15 protein-coding genes are annotated in these 19,387 nt (G+C 58.1%); all 15 read right to left on the bottom strand.

Annotated elements, in window-relative coordinates; genetic code table 11:
• Nucleotides 1-13: 13 nt before the first annotated feature.
• Nucleotides 14-1,579, bottom strand: a complete 1,566-nt coding sequence (locus tag J2Z49_RS01030; protein WP_307399028.1) for a methyl-accepting chemotaxis protein — start codon at nucleotides 1,577-1,579, stop codon at nucleotides 14-16.
• Complete coding sequence (locus tag J2Z49_RS01025; RefSeq protein ID WP_307399027.1) at nucleotides 1,572-3,653, bottom strand: diguanylate cyclase; 2,082 nt, start codon at nucleotides 3,651-3,653, stop codon at nucleotides 1,572-1,574. Before J2Z49_RS01025 ends, J2Z49_RS01030 begins: the two co-directional genes overlap by 8 nt.
• Nucleotides 3,654-3,910: 257 nt before the next feature.
• Nucleotides 3,911-5,074, bottom strand: a complete 1,164-nt coding sequence (locus J2Z49_RS01020; RefSeq protein WP_307399026.1) for a TolC family protein — start codon at nucleotides 5,072-5,074, stop codon at nucleotides 3,911-3,913.
• 47 nt (nucleotides 5,075-5,121) lie between these two features.
• Nucleotides 5,122-6,339 carry an ABC transporter permease gene (locus J2Z49_RS01015; protein ID WP_307399024.1) on the bottom strand — a complete coding sequence of 406 codons (1,218 nt, stop codon included), beginning with the start codon at nucleotides 6,337-6,339 and terminating at the stop codon, nucleotides 5,122-5,124.
• Complete coding sequence (locus J2Z49_RS01010) at nucleotides 6,336-7,091, bottom strand: ABC transporter ATP-binding protein (RefSeq protein ID WP_307399022.1); 756 nt, start codon at nucleotides 7,089-7,091, stop codon at nucleotides 6,336-6,338. The genes J2Z49_RS01015 and J2Z49_RS01010 overlap by 4 nt, the downstream gene beginning before the upstream one ends.
• A 141-nt stretch (nucleotides 7,092-7,232) precedes the next feature.
• Nucleotides 7,233-8,666, bottom strand: a complete 1,434-nt coding sequence (locus J2Z49_RS01005; protein WP_307399019.1) for an HlyD family secretion protein — start codon at nucleotides 8,664-8,666, stop codon at nucleotides 7,233-7,235.
• Between the two features lie 127 nt (nucleotides 8,667-8,793).
• The gene (locus J2Z49_RS01000; protein WP_307399018.1) at nucleotides 8,794-10,173 is read right to left on the bottom strand and encodes a sensor histidine kinase; all 1,380 of its coding nucleotides are present in this window, start codon (nucleotides 10,171-10,173) and stop codon (nucleotides 8,794-8,796) included.
• On the bottom strand, nucleotides 10,170-10,835 hold the full coding sequence (locus tag J2Z49_RS00995) for a response regulator transcription factor (protein WP_307399016.1): 666 nt from the start codon (nucleotides 10,833-10,835) through the stop codon (nucleotides 10,170-10,172). Before J2Z49_RS00995 ends, J2Z49_RS01000 begins: the two co-directional genes overlap by 4 nt.
• Nucleotides 10,836-11,085: 250 nt before the next feature.
• A protein-coding gene (gene prfB, locus J2Z49_RS00990; RefSeq protein WP_307399014.1) for a peptide chain release factor 2 occupies nucleotides 11,086-12,187 on the bottom strand; the annotation gives its coding sequence in 2 pieces (ribosomal slippage) (nucleotides 11,086-12,117 and nucleotides 12,119-12,187; 1,101 coding nt in all).
• A 30-nt stretch (nucleotides 12,188-12,217) separates the two neighbouring features.
• The gene (secA, locus tag J2Z49_RS00985; RefSeq protein ID WP_307399013.1) at nucleotides 12,218-14,857 is read right to left on the bottom strand and encodes a preprotein translocase subunit SecA; all 2,640 of its coding nucleotides are present in this window, start codon (nucleotides 14,855-14,857) and stop codon (nucleotides 12,218-12,220) included.
• Nucleotides 14,858-14,991: 134 nt separating this feature from the next.
• A complete protein-coding gene (hpf, locus tag J2Z49_RS00980; RefSeq protein WP_307399011.1) occupies nucleotides 14,992-15,513 on the bottom strand; it encodes a ribosome hibernation-promoting factor, HPF/YfiA family in 522 nt (173 codons plus the stop codon).
• A gap of 126 nt (nucleotides 15,514-15,639) precedes the next feature.
• The gene (locus J2Z49_RS00975; protein WP_121450239.1) at nucleotides 15,640-15,837 is read right to left on the bottom strand and encodes a cold shock domain-containing protein; all 198 of its coding nucleotides are present in this window, start codon (nucleotides 15,835-15,837) and stop codon (nucleotides 15,640-15,642) included.
• Between the two features lie 345 nt (nucleotides 15,838-16,182).
• Nucleotides 16,183-17,085 carry a ComF family protein gene (locus J2Z49_RS00970; protein ID WP_307399008.1) on the bottom strand — a complete coding sequence of 301 codons (903 nt, stop codon included), beginning with the start codon at nucleotides 17,083-17,085 and terminating at the stop codon, nucleotides 16,183-16,185.
• A gap of 41 nt (nucleotides 17,086-17,126) precedes the next feature.
• Nucleotides 17,127-18,815: a GGDEF domain-containing protein gene (locus tag J2Z49_RS00965; protein WP_307399006.1), complete on the bottom strand. Its 1,689-nt coding sequence runs from the start codon at nucleotides 18,813-18,815 to the stop codon at nucleotides 17,127-17,129.
• A gap of 68 nt (nucleotides 18,816-18,883) precedes the next feature.
• Nucleotides 18,884-19,372 (bottom strand): hypothetical protein, encoded by a 489-nt coding sequence (locus J2Z49_RS00960; RefSeq protein ID WP_307399004.1) that lies wholly within the window; start codon nucleotides 19,370-19,372, stop codon nucleotides 18,884-18,886.
• Nucleotides 19,373-19,387: the final 15 nt, after the last annotated feature.

The raw sequence follows: 19,387 nt of genomic DNA, 5'->3' as shown, positions 1-19,387 counted from the left end.
TTTTCCTGCGGCTTTACGCCAGGCGAAAAACACTCACCGCCACATTCAGGTCTTCCGCCCGCCTGGCCAGCTCCTGCGCCAACTGGGATGTCTGCTGGACTGCGTTTTCAGTGTCCTGGGCGGCGCCGCTGAGCTGCTGGCTGCTCTTGCTGAACTGCTCGACAATCCGGGCCATATCGCGGGTGGCCTGCAGGACCCCGGTAACCTGGGCCAGGATCTCGCGCAGCCTGTTTCCCGTGCTTTCCATCGATTCCGCTCCCTGCTGCACGGCGCTTGCGGACTCCTCCATTACCTGGACGGCCTGCCGGGTATCCTGCTGTATGGACCGCACCAGCCCGTCTATCTCCCGGGCGGCCCTGGCGCTGCTTTCGGCCAGCTTGCGCACCTCCTCGGCCACCACGGCAAAACCGCGCCCGTGCTCGCCGGCCCTGGCCGCCTCAATGGCGGCGTTCAGGGCCAGCAGGTTGGTCTGGTCGGCAATGCCGGCAATGGCTTCGGTAATGGCCCCAATCTGTGCCGAGCGCTCATCCAGCGCCCGCATCAGCTCGCTGTTTTGCCGGAAAATGCGGGCAATCTCCTCTACCTGCGCGGTGGCGGCCTCCACTGCCTTAATGCCTTCCGCGGCCGCTGCCTCCACCTGCCCGGCTGTGCCGGCCACCCGCTCGCCGCTGGCGGCAGCTTCCCGGGCACCGGCGGAAATCTGGGCAGCCGCGGCAGCCGTGCTCTGGGTGACCGCACTTACCTGTTCGGTGCCGGCGGCCAGCTCCTGGCTCTGGGCGGCCAGTTCGGCGGCCGTTTCGGCCACCTTCCCCACCAGGGCACGGAGCTGCTCGATCATCCGGTTGAAAGCGTCGGCCAGCCGGCCCAGCTCATCGCTGCGCCTCACATCCACCCTGCGGGTCAGTTCCCCCGCGGCGGCAGCCGCCGCGGCGGAGGCCAGCGTGCCGGCCGCCCGCGCTGCCCGGCTGGCCAGCCACAGGCAAATACCCGCACCCACCACCAGGCCGGCCAGGGTGAAGAGAACGGCTGCACTCCGGGCGGGCTTAACCCGGGCCAGCACCCGCTCCTGCAGCGCGGCTATTTCGTTGGCGCGCTTGGCCTGGTAATTTTTTGTGGCCGCAAACATTTCGTCCGCCAGGTCCTTTCCCCGGTCCCGGGCCGCTTTCAGCGCCGCCTCGCGGTTCCCCGCCCGGGCCGGGGTCATCACCTGCTCCCGCACGAAATCGTCGTAACGGCGGCAGGCCTCGAGCATCTGCCTCACCAGCACCCTGTTTTCTTCCCGGCGGGTAATGCTCAAAAGGTGCTCCAGCGTTTTAGCCTGCTCGGCGGTGGCGTTCTCCCACTGCTCGTAATATGCAGGGGTCCCGTAAAGGAGGTAGCCGCGCGCCGAAGCGCTCTTCTGGTAACCCAGCTCGGCAACTTTTGAGGCCAGATGGGCCCTCTCGTTGACAGTTTCCACCTCTATTAAATCGGCCATGCTCTGGTTCACCAGGTAAATGACCAGCCCGCAAACCAGCACCGCAAAAAGGGTGGCCACGGCGAAGCCGCTTAAAAACTGTGCCCGCAGCCCTTTAAACACCCTTCATCCCTCCCGGTTCTGCTTGTTTTTCATGGTTGTCAGCTTGCAGCGGTTGCCCCTCTTCCAGCGCTCCCTCCTCCACTGCCCGGGCAAACCGCCGGGCCACTTCCGGGTCGAACTGGGATTTCCCGCAGCGCCGCAGTTCCTCAAGGGCGGCCGGGAGGGAAAGGGCCCGGCGGTAGGGCCGGTCCACAATCATGGCGTCAAAGGCGTCGGCCACGCTGACAATGCGGGCGAAAAGGGGTATTTTTTCACCTTTCAGGCCCGCCGGGTAGCCCGTACCGTCGTAGCGCTCGTGGTGGTGCAGCACGATCTCGATTACCGGCGCGGGAAGGGAAAAGGGCGCCAGAATCCCCACCCCGTGCTGCGGGTGTTTTTTCACCTCCTCCCACTCTTCCGGCGTCAGGGGTCCTTCTTTGGTGAGAATCTCCGGGGGGACGCACACCTTGCCTATGTCGTGGAGGACGGCGCCAATGCGCAGCATCCGCGTTTCGTCAGGGGAGAGGCCCATCTCCCGGGCGATTATCTTCGCGTACCCGACCACCCGCTCGGAGTGATGATAAGTGTAGTGGTCCCGCATATGGAGGAAGAGGAGGTTTGTGCGTACGGCCACCAGCAGGGCTTCCCGCTGGTCCCCCTGCATGGCCTGCTTGATCTCGGAGAGGGCGCTGTGGTAAAGCTCCACCCGGTTGCGGGTACCCAGTTTGGCCACGTAAAGGGCCTCGTCGGCGGCTTTAATTAAAAGCTCCGCGGAATTCGTCCCCGCACAGGTGGTGTCGGCCACCCCGATGGAAACGGTCAGGCAGCGCCCGGGCAGCACCTCCCTCCCCGGAAAGGGGTGTGCGGCAACTTCCCGGCGCAGCCGTTCCGCAATCTGGTAGGCGCCGGCCCCGTCGGTGTCGGGTAAAATCACGGCAAACTCGTCGCCGCCGTACCTGGCCACCAGGTCCTGCGCGCGCACGTTCTTCTCCAGCAACCGGGCAAATTCCCGCAGGAGCCTGTCGCCGGCGGGGTGGCCCAGGGTATCGTTGTAGATTTTAAAGTGGTCCAGGTCGAGCATCAAAAAGGCGAGGGGCCGGTTTTCGTTCAGCGCCTTTCCCACCAGCACCTCCAGGTGTTCCATCAGCGCCCCGTGGTTTAACAGCCCGGTGAGGGGATCACGCCGGGCCATCTCTTTTAAGGCGGCTTTTTCCTGCTCGGCCTTTTGCCGCTCCCTCCACTGGGCCGTGACATCCCTCAATACGGCCACGCCGCCCCGCACCCGGTTGTCCCGGTCCTTCAAGAGGATCACGTCCACGGAAAAACACTTCGGGCACCCGTCGGCAGTCTGCCACAGCACTTCCCGCCCGATCACCTCCTCGCCCCTCTTGATGCGGCGGGCCAGAAGCGCCCCCGTCGGCCCCGCAGCTTCCAGGGGAAGACCGGTAAGTTCTCCGGGTGCTTTCCCCGCCAGCCCGGCAAAAACCGGGTTAACCAGGGCTACCCTGCCATGCCGGTCGCCCACCAGCACGGCGTTGCGGGTGCACCTGACCACCAGGCGATTCAATTCCATCTGGCGCAAAAGCCATATCCACAACAGGCCCACCACGGCCCCGCTCAGCAAAAATGCAGCCCCGCTGGTGGCCGCCACCACGCCGAAGAGGCGCCGGAAATCCCTCCCGGCAAGGGCAACCTCCTCCTCAAGCCTGCGGCGCTGGAAGGCGTCGTTTTTCCGGGCCAGTTCCGCCAGTTCCGCACGAGCCGGAGCCCGCAAGGCCGGAGGCCGGGAAAGGAAGCGATCCACCGCTTCGGCCAGGCGGCGGGAGAGTTCCCGGCCCCGGGGGGTACGGGTCAACTCCGCCAGGCGCCGGGCGTAAGACCGCAGCCGGGCTTCTTCTTCCGGCAGCAGGGTACTGCGGGAGGTGAGCTCCACCAGCCGGGCCGACAGGATCAGCTTCTCCATCCTCTCGCCGAAGGTTTTTTCCGTTTGACCGAAGGCGAGGTGGAAAAAGACAAGCTGGAAAGCCCAGATGGCCAGCACCACCAGCAGGGCTCCCAGCATCAGCTTTGCCCGCGGGAAATCCCCGGAAGCCATTACCCCCGCCCCTTTCCCCAGAAATTGTGAATGTATGATTTTTCACATACCCAGCATGTGATATAATAAACATTTTGTCAAAGCCTCAAAAAGGTCAATGCAATAATTCGGGCTGCAAAAACCGTTAAATTTGAAAAGATTTTTTTAAATATTGCTTAATTTCACATCAAGATAAGGAAAACCGGGGACACCCCCCGTTTTCCGCCAGTCCCACCGCCACGCGGCTGCAGCCGCAATAAGGCTTAGGGAAAGTGGAATCACATGCCGCCGGGAGACGACCCGCCGGTGTCGCTGTACGCAGGTGCCCAGGGTTTCTGGAACACCATCTTGTTGTAGGCATACTGTGCGGCGAGATCTGTAAGCGTGTAATTCGCCCCGGCCAGATTGACCTCCGCCGCCAGTACATCAGCCCTGGTTGCCAGGCCCAGCCGGTACATGACTTGTTTTTCCTTTAGCTCCTCCCCGGCCGTAGCCGCCGCCTGTTCCGCTGATTTGTAAGATTCCTCCAGGCTTTTCAGGGTGTGGTACAGGTCACGCACCTGCATTTCGACGGTATCTCTGACGCTCCGGGCATCCACTTCGGCCTGCTCCATTTCCGCCTGTCGGGCATCGTAGGGAGTGTACTGCCCCCTGGCCCACAACAGGTCGGCCGTATATTTCTTTTGGGTGACCTCCTGTTCAGCCAGCCACACGGACGGGCTGCTTTCCAGCACCCGGTTCACCTCGGTGTCCAGGTCTGATACCTGCAGCGGGTAAAACTCCAGTTTATCAACCAGAACCGGCCGGTCCCCGGGATGCAGTCCCACCAGTTGATTCAGCTTTACATACGCTTTATCCAGTTCATTTTGCGCTGCCGCCAGTTCGCTTTCTGCTTTAGCGACATCCGTCCCGGCCTGTTCCAGCCCCTTAACGGAAGCCACCGTCCCGCCTGCCGCGTTGCTCTGGTTCAACTTACCGGTCAAACCCAGCCGGTACGCCGATTGGGATTTTTGCAGCTCCAGGCGGGCCAGCTCCACGGCCAGTTCCTTTACCTTTACATTTTCCTGGGCTTTTAATACATTCCAGTACTGCTGGCATGCAGCCAGGGTGATGCCGTCGAGCCGGGCATCATAACTTTTTTTGGACATGCGCCAGGTCAGGTCCGCCTGTAACAGGGAAGCCCACGCCGCTTCCACCTGCGGGTCGTAACCGCTGCCCCCGGTGGGGGTGAAGTCAAGCTGGTCCGCCGCTTCATCACGCAGCGCTTCAGTGCGTTTTATTTCCAGTTCGGCTTTTTTAAGCGCCTTGTTTTGTGTGATAGCCATCTCTATGGCCTTGTTCAACGAAAGCTCGGGCCGGGCGGGCTCCCCGGCCATTGCAGGCTGCAGCACGCTTAAAAAGGCCAGAGCTGCCATCAAAATTGACAAAATCCATTTTATCAAAACCATACCTCCCATCTTTGCCAAAGTAATTTTAAACAAGGGTGGTTCTACCTCTCGAAGCGGAGTGCTTCGATGGGATCCAGGCCTGCCGCCTTTTTGGCAGGGTAATACCCGAAGAAAACCCCAACAACTGCCGAAAAACCTGCGGATAATAAGACAGAATACACTGTAACAAACGTCGGCCACCCGAAAGCTTTTGAGATTATTTTGGACCCGGCGATCCCGACGAGAATTCCCGCAACCCCCCCTATCAGGCAGAGAACCAGGGCTTCCACCAGGAACTGGTTGCGGATATTGCTTTCGGTTGCTCCCACGGCCATGCGCAGGCCAATCTCCCTTGTCCTCTCCGTAACGGAAACCAGCATAATATTCATGGTTCCTATACCGCCCACCAGGAGGGACACGGCCGCCACACTGGCCAGGAGCAGGGTCATAACGGCAGTGGTGCTTTCAGCGGTTTCAAGGACGGAAGTTAAATTGCGCACATTAAAGTCGTCGGAGCTGGTACCGGCCACGTGATGCCTCTCCCGCAGCAGGTTTTCTATGCTGCTCTGGACTAAATCCATACTTTCCGGAGTTTCGGCCTGAACATTGATCAGGCGAACATAATTTACACCCATCAACCTTTTCTGGGCCGTACTTACCGGTATGTACACGACGTTATCCTGATCCTCACCGATCAGGGAAGCGCCCTTGGGGGCAAGAACCCCTACGACGGTAAAGGGTAATTTGTTTATCCTGATCGTTGAACCCACCGGATTGGTGCCCGGCAGGTAAAGGTTGTCAACCACCGTTTTGCCCAGAACCGCCACCATGGCAGCACTTCTTATGTCATCTCCGGTAAAAAACGACCCTGCGCTCACAGGCCAATCTTTTATCACCTGCATTTCCGGGGTGGTGCCGACAACCCGGGCGGTCCAGGTCTGGCTGGCATAACTCAGGGTGGCGTTGGTGGGCAACTCCGGTGCCACATGGGCCACCATACTCAGCCCGGCTATGGCTTCTGCGTCTTCCAGGGTGAGGGTGTTGACGCTGCCCGATGCCCCGCGTACAGGTCCCTGCCCGGCCCCGGGGAAGACTATAAGCAGGTTTGATCCCATGCTGGCAATCTGGCCGGCAATCCTTTTACTGGCGCCCTGCCCCAGGGAGATCATGATTATGACTGCGGCGACGCCAATGATGATGCCGAGCATTGTCAGAAAAGATCTCATCTTATTTGCTTTCAAGCCGTTCATGGCCACTTCCAAATTATGAATAAAGTTCAAGCATCCATCTCCCTTTCTTCCGGAATGGCTGCCAGATCCTCGGCGGCGTTCCCCGGGTTTGCCACCGGGGTATCGCCCAGAATACGGCCGTCCTTCACATTAATCAGGCGGCGGCAGTAGAGGGCGATGTCTTTCTCATGGGTAACCATCACCACAGTGATGCCTTTTTCGATATTCAATCTCTGAATTACCGAAATAATTTCTATGCTTGTTCTTGAATCAAGGGCACCCGTAGGCTCGTCCGCCAGGATTAAGGAAGGGTTGTTTACCAGGGCCCGGGCTATGGCGACTCTTTGCTGCTGGCCCCCCGACAATTGACCGGGATAGTGATCTGCATATTTTAACATCCCGACCCAGTCCAGGGCCTCCCTTGCCCTGTCCGCCATTTCTTTTTTTCCCACCCCGGCATATACAAGCGGTAATTGAACATTGGCCAGTACGGGGAACCTTCCCAGCAGGTTGAAACTCTGAAAAACAAAGCCAATCCTTTTGTTGCGGATAAGGGCCAACTGGTTTCTGTTCAGCCGGGAAACATCCTCGCCGCCCAGGTAATAGGTTCCCCCGGTAGGCCTGTCCAGGCAGCCCATAATGTTGAGGAGGGTGCTCTTGCCCGAACCGGAAGGACCCATGATGGCAACCATTTCACCTTCCCGGATGGTCAGGCTGATACCCTTCAAGGCGAAGATCTGGGTTTCCCCCATGTTGTATACTTTTTTGATGTTTTCCAGCACGATCGCCGTTTTCCCGGCCATACCGCATCACCACCCGAAGCTGTTTTTCTGTAACCTTTCAGTGAAATCACCTGTTATGTCGCGGCGAAACCTTTCGCTTACCCCCTATCGTTTGTCAAATAAGGATTCGGGCTCGCTTGCGAGTCAAACCGGCCGCCCCGGTCAGCGAATTCCACCGCCTCCAGCGCGAGGCATACCGCCGCCTCCGGCGCCGGGCATAAACGGCGGGTTGTTGCCCTGACTGCGTACACCGGTAGTTTCCTGGCCCAGGGATCCTACCACCACCCTGTCCCCTTCATCAAGACCCTCCAGAACTTCATGGCTTGTGAGGTCCGCCAGCCCCAACACCACCCGCCGGGGCGCGGGTTTGCCGGATTTGTCCAGGACAAGGACGACAGCCTGCTGTCCCTGCTCATTTCCTTTTGCCGGCCCGGATGTCCCTGCTGCATTGCCGCTGCCGCCGCCGCGACCGGAACCGGCACTACCGACGGTCTGGAAACTGTTCGGTCGGCCGCTGCCGAACCAGCCGGACGATTCCCGTTTCAAGGTACCCCCCTGTCTCATTTTATTCAGGTAACTGACAGCGTAAGCAACGGCGCCTTTCGGTATGGTGAGGGTGTTCTCGTGCCTGTCAACAATTATGTTCACGTTTGCTGGCATTCCAGCCATTAATCCCTGCTGGTTTTTGTCCAGCTGGATAACCGCATCATAGAGCTGCACGTTTGATTCCGTGTACGCCTGGGGGGAGATGCTGCTCACCCTGCCGGTGAAGGTTTTATTGGGGAAGGAGTTAACCGTAAACTCTGCCCTTTGTCCAACCTTCAGCCTGCCAATGTCAGCTTCGTTAACCTGGGCCTTGACCTGCAGGGCTTCCGAAATAATAGTAATGAACCCGCCTCCACTGGTATTGTTGTTGTTAGCCGCAGCCCGCTGGCCTTCCGAACCGTTTATTTGGCTTACAATGCCGTCTATAGGGCTGAACAATTTTGCTTCCGCCAGATCTTTTCTGGCCAACTGAAGCTGCGCCCTGCTGATTTCCACCTGGGCAGCGGCCACCGCTATGTCTTCCGGGCGATTACCCGCCCGGAGCAGCTTCAAGGATTCCTCAGCCTGCTTTAATTTAGCCTCCGCGGTGGCATAGTCGGAAATTACCTTGTCAAGGTCGGCTTGTGAAATGTATCCTTCCTGATAAAACTGTTGATACCGCTCCAGGCTGGATTTTGCCAGGTCGTAGCTCGCCCGGGCCATCCTGACGTTTGCCTCGGCCTGGGCTATTTCTTCCGGCCTCGCGCCTTTCTTTAAGAGTTCCAGTTTGGCGGTCGCTCCCTTCAAATTTGCCGAAGCCTGGCTTACCTGTGCCTCCAGATTGGCAGTATCCTGTTCGGCCAGCAGCTGCCCTGCAGCAACGCGATCGCCTACTTTTACGTATATTTTCTTAATTACTTCCGCGTTTTTGAAACTTAACGAAACAGTATTTACCGGCTCCACTATGCCGCTGGCCGAAATAGTACTGGTGATGATACCCCTCTTAACTGTTTCGGTAATGTAATTGCCCTCTGCTTTTCTGGCTCCTCCCAGAACATAAAAACCTGCCACCGCAAGGATAACAATTGCCGATATTCCAATTATTATTTTTCTTCTTTTTAAGCCATTGGAAAGAATATTTAGTTGTTTCAAAAAGAAATTGGGCTCGCTTTGCATGACGCTCCCCCCGCATTCCAATTTAACAACCAGTTAATTTACGTCCCTCAATGGGGATTTTAACCGTCGAAGATACACCGCCCCTCTCATTTTTCAGGTTGATCTCTCCCCGGTACATTTTTACGATCCGCTGGACTATGGTCAGCCCCAGCCCGAATTTGCCCTCCCGCCCTTTATGGAAAGGCTGGAACAACTGGTCGAGGATGTGGGGCTCAATCCTGGAACCGTCATTCCAGAAAGAGAGGACCATCTCCGTTTTTTCATCGCTTAACCCGAGGCTGATCTCAAGACGCGAAACCGCATACCGCAGGTGATTTTCCAGCAGGTTCTCAATCATAACCCGCAGAACTTCTTCATCTCCAGAAATACTTACCGGCTGCAAATCCAGCTGACATGATATTTCCGGCCGTTGCGGGCACAGACGCTGCACTATATTTTCAACCAGCGTGTTCAATTTTACCTCTTTTTGAACCCTTTCCCGCGTGGCCAGGTAATCAAGTCGTGTTAAATAAAGCAACTGTTTAACCAGCTTTTCCAGGCGTGCACCTTCCTCGTCGATCACCTGGATGCTGCCGGCCAGATCGCCCTTGGGGTAGACCCCGTCCTGGATGGCCTGGGCATAGCTGCGGATTACCATGACCGGTGTTTTCAACTCGTGGGAGATATTCTGCAGCATGGACTGCTGCATTTCATCCTGGCGAACAAGCTGCCGGCGCATAATCTCAATGGAGCGGGCCAGCCGGCCTATTTCATCACCCCGCTTTACATCCAGGGGTTCGTGCCAGTTGCGGCCGGCAATACGCTTAACATGCTTTTCCATTTGAATCAGCGGCCGGGTCAGGTAGCGGGCAATAAAAAGAGAAGCAAACCAGCTGATTATCAGAGCAATACCGGTGAATACCATAAAGTTAAACAATAATGTTTTTATAAATCTGTCTTCTTCCGACTTTCTTATAAGCGCAACCCGATACAGAGGGCGCCCGTAAGCCTGCTCTTTTCTTATGACATAGCGAATCTTTTCCTGACCACGGTCATATTCATACAGATGTGTGGATGTTTGCTGGGATACCGCGTTTTGCAGGATTTCCTGGATAAACGAAGATGAAAACATTTGTTTAACCTCTGCGGGTATGGTTGTCCCGTCTGCTAAAACAATAAAATCACGAATCCGAAAGTCCGGCCTGCCCAGAACAGAGGGTCCGGGCGATGGCCCGGGGGCAATATTCCCCCCCCTGGCATTTTTTTCAGGCGGTCTTTCCGGCGGCGCTTGTGGCCCCATCATGCTAACCGTAAAAAAGTTGCGGATCAGAAAGGGCATGATGAGTATGACAATCACATACACCAGCAGGCTGACCAGCGAAAGGGCCAGCCACATTTTTACCGTCAGCGAAATTTTTTTCATTTGACCGTCATCCTGTATCCAAAGCCATATATGGTTTCGATGCGGAGGTCCGGCATTTTTTTCCGCAGCCGCCGCACCAGGTCGTCTACGACCCGGTCGCTGCCGACGTAATCCACCCCCCATACGCGGTTGATAATCTGCTCCCGGGACAGGGCCTGTCCCCTGTGCCTGGCAAAATACAAAAGAAGGTCGAATTCTTTTGATGTTAATTCGATGCTCTCCCGCCCCTTGAGAACTATGCGCCTGTCTTCATCCAGGACATAGGAACCCAGGTCGATCAACGGGTTTTTCGGCGTTGATTTGTAAACCCGTTCCAGGAGACGGTGCACGCGAATAACCAGTTCCCGGGGTAAAAATGGTTTTGCCAGGTAATCGTCACTTCCCATCTCCAGGCCTATGATCCGATCCAGATCGGCATCCCGGGCCGATATGAAGATAACCGGAACGTCCGGCGACGCCTCTTTGATGCTGCGCAGGAGCTGGTAACCGTCAATATCAGGAAGCATGATATCCAGTATCCACAGGTGCGGGTGCTCACCCATGGCCTGCAGGGCGGACTGCCCATCATTAAAGGACCGTACTTCCCAGCCCTCTTTTTCTAAGTAGGAAGTTAATATTTTACTTAAATTTACTTCATCTTCAACCAGGAAAACACGAAACAAGTGCCAATCCCCCTTTTTTTCCATTTTACCAAAAAGCCAGACTCTCTTGCGAAAAGAGAGTCCGGCTTCCTGTCATTCTGTTTTCGACAGCATGGCAGCCAGTTCCTTGTCAGGGTTGGGTAAACCGGGATTCCCATACGCGGTCCTTCTTTGCCAAGCCCCACCACACTTAAAATATACAGGTGGAATGCGGAAAAATTATCAAGGAATTGTGGGAAATTGTAAAAAACCAGTGCTCTTCGCACTGGTTCTAACCTTTTGCCTTCTGCCGCAAATAGGCGGAGATAAACTCGTCTATTTCCCCGTCCATGACCGCCTGGACGTTGCCCACCTCCACCCCGGTGCGGTGGTCCTTGACCAGGCTGTAGGGATGAAAGACGTAGGAGCGGATCTGGTTGCCCCAGGCAATTTCCGCCTGCTCGCCCCGCAGGGCGGCCAGTTCGGCCTCCTTTTTCTTTATTTCCAGATCCAGCAGCTTAGCCCTGAGCAGTTTCATGGCCGCGTTGCGGTTGGCAATCTGGGAACGCTCACTCTGACACTGGACCACAATGCCCGTGGGCAGGTGGGTGATGCGCACCGCCGAGTCGGTTTTATTCACATGCTGCCCGCCGGCACCACTCGAGCGGAAAGTGTCGATTTTCAGGTCCTCGGGCCTGATCTCCACCTGTATATCCTCTTCCACCTCGGGCAGCACATCCACCGAGGCAAAGGAAGTGTGCCGTCGCCCGGCGGCATCAAAGGGGGAAATGCGCACCAGCCGGTGGACGCCCTTTTCCGCCCGCAGGTAGCCGTAGGCGTTGGGTCCGGCCACGGAAAAGGTGACGCTTTTTATGCCCGCCTCATCCCCGGGCAGCATATCCATGATGGCCACCCGATAGCCCTTTTCCTCCGCCCAGCGGGTGTACATACGCAGGAGCATCTCCACCCAGTCCTGGGCTTCGGTGCCGCCGGCCCCGGCATGGAGGGAGACAATGGCATTCCCCCGGTCGTAGGGGCCGTTCAACAGCACCTCCAGCTCCATCTTCTCCACCCGCCGGGCAAGCTTCTTCAGCTCCCCGGCCACTTCCCGGGCCACCGCCTCGTCCTCCTCCTCTTCCCCCAGGGCCAGGAGGACGGCCAGGTCCTCCTGGCCCCGGGTCAGTTCCCGGTACCGGGCCACCCGGTCTTTTAAGGCGGCCAGCTTCTGCGTCACCTGCTGGGCCTGTTCCGGGTCATTCCAGAAGCCCGGGTCCAGCATGGCTTCCTCGAGGCGCTTTATTTCCTCTTCCTTTTGGGCAATGTCAAAGAGAAACCCTCAATTCTTCGATGCGTTTACCCAGGTTCTCCAGTTCCCGGGACAGTTCGGCGTACATAACCTGTTCACCTCTTATTATTTGATGGCTTTAACCTGCCGCCGCCCGGCCGCAGCATTTCTTGTATTTCTTGCCGCTGCCGCAGGGGCAGGGATCGTTGCGGCCCACCTTTTGTTCCCGCCGCACCGGCTGCCGGGGGCCTTCCTCCTGGTAGCGGTTTTCCACCAACTGCCGCTGCTGCGGCTGGGGAGCCTGCACCACGTTAACCCGGTAGATGTAGCGGACCAGGTCCTCCTGGATGCTGGCAATCATGTTCTGGAACATCTCGTAGGCTTCAAATTTATATTCCACCAGGGGGTCCTTTTGCCCGTACGCCCGGAGGCCAATCCCCTCCCGCAGCTGGTCCATGGCGTCCAGGTGGTCCATCCACTTTTCGTCCACAATGCGGAGCAGCAGAACCCGCTCCAGCTCCCGCAGCACCTCGGCGCCCAGCTCCGACTCCCGGGCCTCGTAGGCAGCCAGGGCCTTCTCCTTGAGCTCTTCGACAATTTGCCGGCGCCCCATATCGGTAAAATCCCCGGGGGTAAGCTTGTGGCCGGGGAGGAAGAGCTGCTCGGCATAATGCAAAAGCCCCGCCAGGTCCCATTCCTCCTCGTGCACTCCCTCGGGGCAGTAGGTGTCCACCGCCCGCTCCACGGTTTGGGCGATGGTCTGCAGGACGACTTCCTTGAGGTTTTCACCCATGAGAACCTGCCGCCGCTGGCGGTAGATCACTTCCCGCTGCTGGTTCATCACGTCGTCGTACTGCAGGACGTGCTTGCGGATGTCAAAGTTGCGGCTTTCCACCCGCTTCTGGGCCGTCTCGATGGATTTGGTAACCAGGGCGTGCTCGATGGGCATATCTTCTTCAATGCCCAGCCGGTCCATAATCCCGGCAATGTTCTCCGAACCGAACAGGCGCATCAGGTCGTCTTCCAGGGAAATAAAGAACTGGCTTGAGCCGGGGTCCCCCTGGCGTCCCGCCCGGCCCCGCAGCTGGTTGTCAATGCGCCGGCTCTCGTGGCGCTCGGTGCCGATGATGTGCAGGCCGCCCAGGGCCACCACCCGCTTGTGTTCCTCATCGGTAATCTTTTTGTATTTCTCCAGGGTGGCCCGGTAAAGTTCCCGCACCCGGGGATCATCGTCACCCGGGTCGTACCCCTGCTGGCGCAGCTCGGCCTGGGCCAGGAATTCCGGGTTCCCCCCCAGGAGGATGTCGGTACCCCGGCCGGCCATGTTGGTGGCAATGGTCACCGCTCCCAGCCGGCCGGCCTGGGCCACTATTTCGGCTTCCTTGTCGTGGTACTTGGCGTTCAACACCTGGTGGGGAATCCCCCGCTTTTTGAGCATCCGGCTTAAGATCTCCGACTTTTCGATGGAGATGGTGCCCACCAGCACCGGCTGGCCGGTGGCGTGGCGGCGGGCAATTTCCTCAACCACCGCCCGGAATTTGGCCTGCTCGGTTTTGTAGACCACGTCTGGCAGGTCCCTGCGGATCATGGGCTTGTGGGTGGGAATAACCACCACGTCCAGCCCGTAGATCTTGCGGAATTCTTCCTGCTCCGTGGCCGCGGTGCCCGTCATCCCGGCCAGTTTTTCGTACATGCGGAAGTAGTTCTGGAAAGTGATGGTGGCCAGGGTCTGGGACTCCCGCTCCACCCGCACCCCTTCCTTGGCTTCAATGGCCTGGTGCAGGCCGTCGCTGTAACGGCGCCCGAACATCAGCCGGCCGGTGAATTCGTCCACAATGATCACCTGGCCGTCCTTGACCACGTAGTCCCGGTCCCGCTTCATCAGGGCATGGGCCTTCAGGGCCTGGTTCAGGTGGTGGGTCAACTGCATGTGCCGGTCGTCGTAGAGGTTTTCCACCCCCAGCATCTTTTCCACCCTGGCCACGCCCTCCTCGGTGAGAGTGACCGAGTGGGCCTTTTCGTCCACCGTGTAGTCAACGTCCCTTTGCAACCGGGGCACCAGGCGGGCAAAGGTGTAGTACAAATCGGTGGCCTTGTCGGCCTGGCCGGAAATGATCAGGGGCGTACGGGCTTCGTCGATGAGAATGCTGTCCACTTCGTCCACGATGGCATAGAAAAGCTCCCGCTGCACCAGCTGGTCCGGGTGGATGGCCATATTGTCCCGCAGGTAGTCAAAGCCGAATTCGTTGTTGGTGCCGTAGGTCACGTCGGCGGCATAGGCCCTGCGCCTTTCTGCCGTATCCAGCCCGTGCACGATGAGCCCCACGGAAAGACCCAGAAACTTGTAAATCCGGCCCATCCACTCGCTGTCCCGGCGGGCCAGGTAGTCGTTTACCGTAACTACATGGACACCCCGGCCTGTAAGGGCATTGAGGTAGACCGGCAGGGTGGCCACCAGGGTTTTGCCTTCACCGGTTTTCATTTCGGCAATCTTTCCCTGGTGCAGGACAATGCCGCCCATCAGTTGCACGTCAAAATGGCGCATGCCCAGGATCCGCCGGCTGACCTCCCGCACCACGGCAAAAGCCTCGGGCAGGAGATCGTCCAGGGTGGCGCCCCTGGCCAGGCGCTCCTTGAATTCCCCGGTTTTGGCGCGCAAATCCCCATCGGAAAGGGCAGAAATTTCCCCCTCCAGGGCATTTATCTGATCTACCGTCCGCTGCAAACGCTTTATTTCCCGCGCGTTGTCATCCAGCCAGTTGCGCAGCAACTTGAGCATAAAAATCACCCTTCGTAAATAAGAGGAACCGTAAAGGTTCCTCTTCCAAAGTAACTCCGGTATTTATTGTAGCACCCGCCGGGGACGGTTTCAAGTACAGGCTGCTGCCGGCGGATTTCTAGAGGGTAAAACCTTTAAAACTCGGGCTCGATCAGGCCGTAGTTGCCGTCCCTGCGCCGGTACACCACGTTGACTTTTTCCGTATCCGCGTTGGAGAAGACAAAAAAGCTGTGCCCCAGAAGGTTCATCTGCATTACCGCTTCGTCAACGGACATGGGCTTCATGGCAAACCGCTTGGTGCGCACAATCTGGGGGCCGTCTTCCTCCTTTTTATTGTCCCCGGCTTTCACCTCCGTGTTCTGGCGGCCCAGGCGGCGGTACAGCCTGCCCTTATAGCGCTCGATTTGTTTTTCCAGCTTTTCCACCACCAGGTCGATGGAGGCGTACATGTCGCCGGTGCTTTCCTCGCCCCGCAAAATGATGCCGTTGATGGGAATGGTTACTTCCACCCGGTGGGAATCCTTTTCCACGGTGAGGGTTACCTGCGCCTCTTCAATCAGGTCGAGATACTTCACCAGCTTGCCCAGGCGCTTTTCCACATACTCCTTCAAGGCGTTGGTTACTTCCACGTTCCTGCCCCGTACCTGTACTTTCATCTGGCACCCTCTCCTTTCTGGTCCCTGGTATTAATATTATTCCCGAAAATAGCCGGAATTCCTGCCTGTCGCCTGGCAAAAATGCCAAAAACCCCGGCCACCGGGCCGGGGTTCTGCTCCCTAAACTTATAACTTCACCACATTGGCCGCCTGAGGCCCACGGGCACCCTCGACGATATCAAACTCCACGAGCTGACCTTCGTTCAGGGTTTTGAACCCTTCTTCCTGGATGGCCGAGAAGTGAACAAAGACATCCTTGCCGTCCTCCCTCTCGATGAAACCGTAACCCTTCTCGGCGCTGAACCACTTGACTCTTCCCTGCATGAAACATTCCTCCCAGCATAAAATCCCGTGGGTGCTTGCACACACACGCAGGTGAATACTAACATATTTAACCCCTGATGTCAAGGCCTGCCATGTAATCGACCATACGTTACTCCTGAACCCACCGCCTCCGGCCGGAGAAATTCCAGGAGCTGCGCACAGTTGAAAACGGCACCCGGCACCGTCCAACCGGGATCGCCATGTCGAAAAACGCCTGTGGAAAAGTTTCCTGTGGATGAAAAAGCTGTGGATAATGTGGATAAGCCTGTTAATAACCCGCCGGACAACCCTTTCGGATTTGGATAAACTGTTGGTGAGCAAAAATTTTGTCACATTAAGTTACATTTATGCCTCCCCCGGCGAACCCGCTGTCAAATCACGCGAACAAAAAGGAGCAGCCACGGTGACCACGTAGACCCCCGCCGCACCCGCCGCAAGAAGGGTACTTGTACATTCCCGGACGGTCGAGCCGGTGGTGAAAACATCATCCACCAGGAGCACCACCCGCCCCGGCAGCAGAACGTCCGGGGCAACAGCAAAGCAGCCTGACAGATTGCTCAAACGGTCCGCGCGGGATAGCCCGGTCTGGGGAGGAGTTTCCCGCACCTTGCGCAGGGCCGGCACAAGGGACCAGCCCAGCGTCAGGGACAGTTCCCGGGCCAGCCATTCGGCCTGATTAAACCCCCGGGCCTGCATGCGTTTCCGGGAAAGGGGCACCGGGACCACAAGGGGAAGCGTTCCAGGGGGAACTATTTCCCGGGCCACCGCGGCCAAAAGACGTCCCAGGGGGCGTGCCAGTCCCCGCTCCCGGCGAAACTTCAGGCGCAGGACAGCTTCTTTCAACACGCCTTCGTAGGGACCGACGGCCCGGGCCGCGTTAAAGGGAGGGCGCCCGGACCCACACCGGGGGCAGAGCAGGTGCGGGAAAGGAGCACCGCCCCGGCCGGTAGACCGGGAAGTTGTGACAAGAGCCCCACTGCCAGACCCTCCGGGCTCCTCACCATGAGTGCCGGTTCTTTTTCCTGACGGCCTCTGAAAGCAGCCGCAAATAGTACAGCCAACCGGCATTCTGTTGTCTAAAAACATCTCCCGGCACCTGGGGCAAAGCTCTCCATCTTCCGCCGGGGCACCACAGAGGGGACACCCCCGGGACGGGGGAAATAATAGATCCAGAAAATCGCTCCACAGTTCCCGCAGGGGGATTAAAAGACGGTGCACCCCGATCAGCTCCCACTTTTCACTTCTCACTTCTTACTTCCCACTTTCCACTTCTCACCTCCCACTTCTCACTACCGCGGCAGTTCGGCTAACTGCTCGTACAGCATCACGCGATCTTTGCCTGCTTTTTTGGCCCCGTAAAGTGCCTGGTCGGCCCGTTGCACCAGCGTGGTTACATCCACCGCATCCCGGGGGCAGGCCGCTACCCCCAGGCTGATCCGTACCTGCCGGGGCATGCCCTCTACCGCAAAATGATGTTCCCGCACCAGCCGCCTCAGTTCCCCGGCCAGGGCACCGGCCCGGGCGGCATCATAGCCGGGCAGGAGGACGGCAAATTCTTCCCCACCGTACCGGCAAACCACCCCCGCCTCACCCACGGCATCCCGCAGGAGCCCGGCCAGTTCCACCAGCACCGCATCCCCGGCCACGTGCCCGAAGCGGTCGTTGATCAGCTTGAAATTATCTACATCCAGCATGATCAGCGCCAGGGGCAGCCCGGCATCCCGGGTGCGCCGGTACTCGACATCGGCCCGGTAAGTGAAATAACGGTGATTGTAAATGCCAGTCAGGCCGTCGGTATTGGCGCTTTCCGCCAGGCGCTCCATTAAGATGGCGTTGGCAATGGCCATCGCCGCCTGGCCGCAAATGACGGAAACGGTGTGCAGGTGGTTTTCATTAAAGGCAAAGGGGCGTTTATCCCCGATAACCAGAACACCCACCTTCCCTGTGTCGGCCGAAAGGGGAATAACCATTAAAGAACGCAGCACCTGGAATAATCCCGGTTCCTGCCGAACCCGGGGATCTTCCCGCACATCGTGAACAATTTCCGGCTCACCGTTTTCTAAGACCCAGCCGATAAAACCTTCCCCTGAAAAAACCACGCTCTTACATAATTTTTCCCTGAAAGGACCGGCAGCCGCCCGGGCCTCTAAATACCGCCTGTCCTCAGACCACAGGTAAATCACCCCGCTGTGATAAGATACCACCCGGCGGGTCTCTTTAAGCACCAGGTCCAACATTTCCTGCACATCAAGCCTCTGGCTCAATCCCCGGGCCACGTGGTAGAGGGCCAGCAATTCCCTGTTGACCAGCTCCATATGCACGTATAACCGTAAGACAAACTGTACCACCAGAACGGGCAGGAAAAGGAGAACCACACCGGACAAACCTGCTTCGCGGTACAAAAAGGCCATGAGCAGCCCTATGGGAATGCTGAACAGGCAGGTAAACCCGTCCCAGCGCAGGGCATCCCACCAGGAAAGCAGGGGGTAAAGGGATCTCCTGGGGGCAACGTACAAAGAGACCAGCAGGTGATTCACCAGAAAGTAGGCCCCCGAAAAGGCAAGGAGGCCGGCGGCCAGTTCCACCGTAAGCCGGTTGCCGGCAGCACCGGCAACCCGGAGAAAAACGTAGTTTCCGGCCATCACCGCCAGCACATGCTGGGCGGCATTGAAAAAAACGGCCCGCAGGGGATTGCCCCGGGGCAAAAACCCCTGACTGATCAGGGTGGCCAGGGCCCCGGTCCAGGCCGCCGCCGGCGCATCAAAAAGGATAAAGGTGGCCAGAACCAGTGCAAAACCCCCCGACAGCCGGCCGTGGGGAAAGTTGACCGCCAGCCACTCGGCGGCTACCCCCAGGACGATGAAAACGAGAAAATGCCTGCCGTAATCCAGGTCCAGAAAAGAAAAAAGGCGCGCCAGGCCCCACGCACCCAGGCCGATGACCAGCCAGGTGTAGGCAACGTGGGTAATGCGACGCATGCCCTTCAAACTCCTCACCTCAAGGGTTTATTTCGACAAGAAAAGGTCGTTTACCTCCTCCCTGTTCCTCAGGCCGCCCAGCCCATCTGCCGCAATACGGGTGTGCGTAAAAGGTTCCGGCCCTGTAATCCCCGGGCATCGTAATACCAGGTGGGTTTTTTCCCACCAACCAGGCCGTTCCGGGGTTCTCCCGGCAGGCGCACCAGCATGGCCGAAAGGGCCGCCTTTTCCTCACCGCTGGTTTCCCTCGCCCGCAGGGCGCTGAAGCCCAGCTTGCGGCCTAGGATGCGGGCAATCCCAAAGGTATCGTCGCAACTGTGTTCATCCACCACCACGGCCATTTCCACCCGGGGAAACAAAAGTTCACATCCAAAAGCCAGCCGGCGTAAAAACCCCTCGCAGGCCTGATCCTGGTTGCCCAGGAGCAACACCAGTTTTCCCCGGCTATGCCCGGCATAACGGCGGCAAACCAGAACCAGGCGGCACACCTTCACCACTACCAGCACGAGCCACACCAGCCAGAGCGCCAGGAGAAACTGCACCAGCAAGTCAATCACCCCCGTATTCGCCCC

Origin of the sequence: Desulfofundulus luciae, from assembly GCF_030813795.1 — a bacterium.
GTDB lineage: Bacteria > Bacillota > Desulfotomaculia > Desulfotomaculales > Desulfovirgulaceae > Desulfofundulus > Desulfofundulus luciae.
The sequence above is the reverse complement of the archived record's forward strand: the minus strand, read 5'-3'. Positions and strand labels throughout refer to the sequence as shown.

Excerpts from the sequence above, each read along its gene's own strand:
- J2Z49_RS01025 (WP_307399027.1), bottom strand. The coding sequence starts at position 3,653 with ATGGCTTCCGGGGATTTCCCGCGGGCAAAGCTGATGCTGGGAGCCCTG.
- J2Z49_RS01010 (WP_307399022.1), bottom strand. The coding sequence starts at position 7,091 with ATGGCCGGGAAAACGGCGATCGTGCTGGAAAACATCAAAAAAGTATAC.
- J2Z49_RS01000 (WP_307399018.1), bottom strand. The coding sequence starts at position 10,173 with ATGAAAAAAATTTCGCTGACGGTAAAAATGTGGCTGGCCCTTTCGCTG.
- secA (WP_307399013.1), bottom strand. The coding sequence starts at position 14,857 with ATGCTCAAGTTGCTGCGCAACTGGCTGGATGACAACGCGCGGGAAATA.
- hpf (WP_307399011.1), bottom strand. The coding sequence starts at position 15,513 with ATGAAAGTACAGGTACGGGGCAGGAACGTGGAAGTAACCAACGCCTTG.
- J2Z49_RS00975 (WP_121450239.1), bottom strand. The coding sequence starts at position 15,837 with ATGCAGGGAAGAGTCAAGTGGTTCAGCGCCGAGAAGGGTTACGGTTTC.
- J2Z49_RS00965 (WP_307399006.1), bottom strand. The coding sequence starts at position 18,815 with ATGCGTCGCATTACCCACGTTGCCTACACCTGGCTGGTCATCGGCCTG.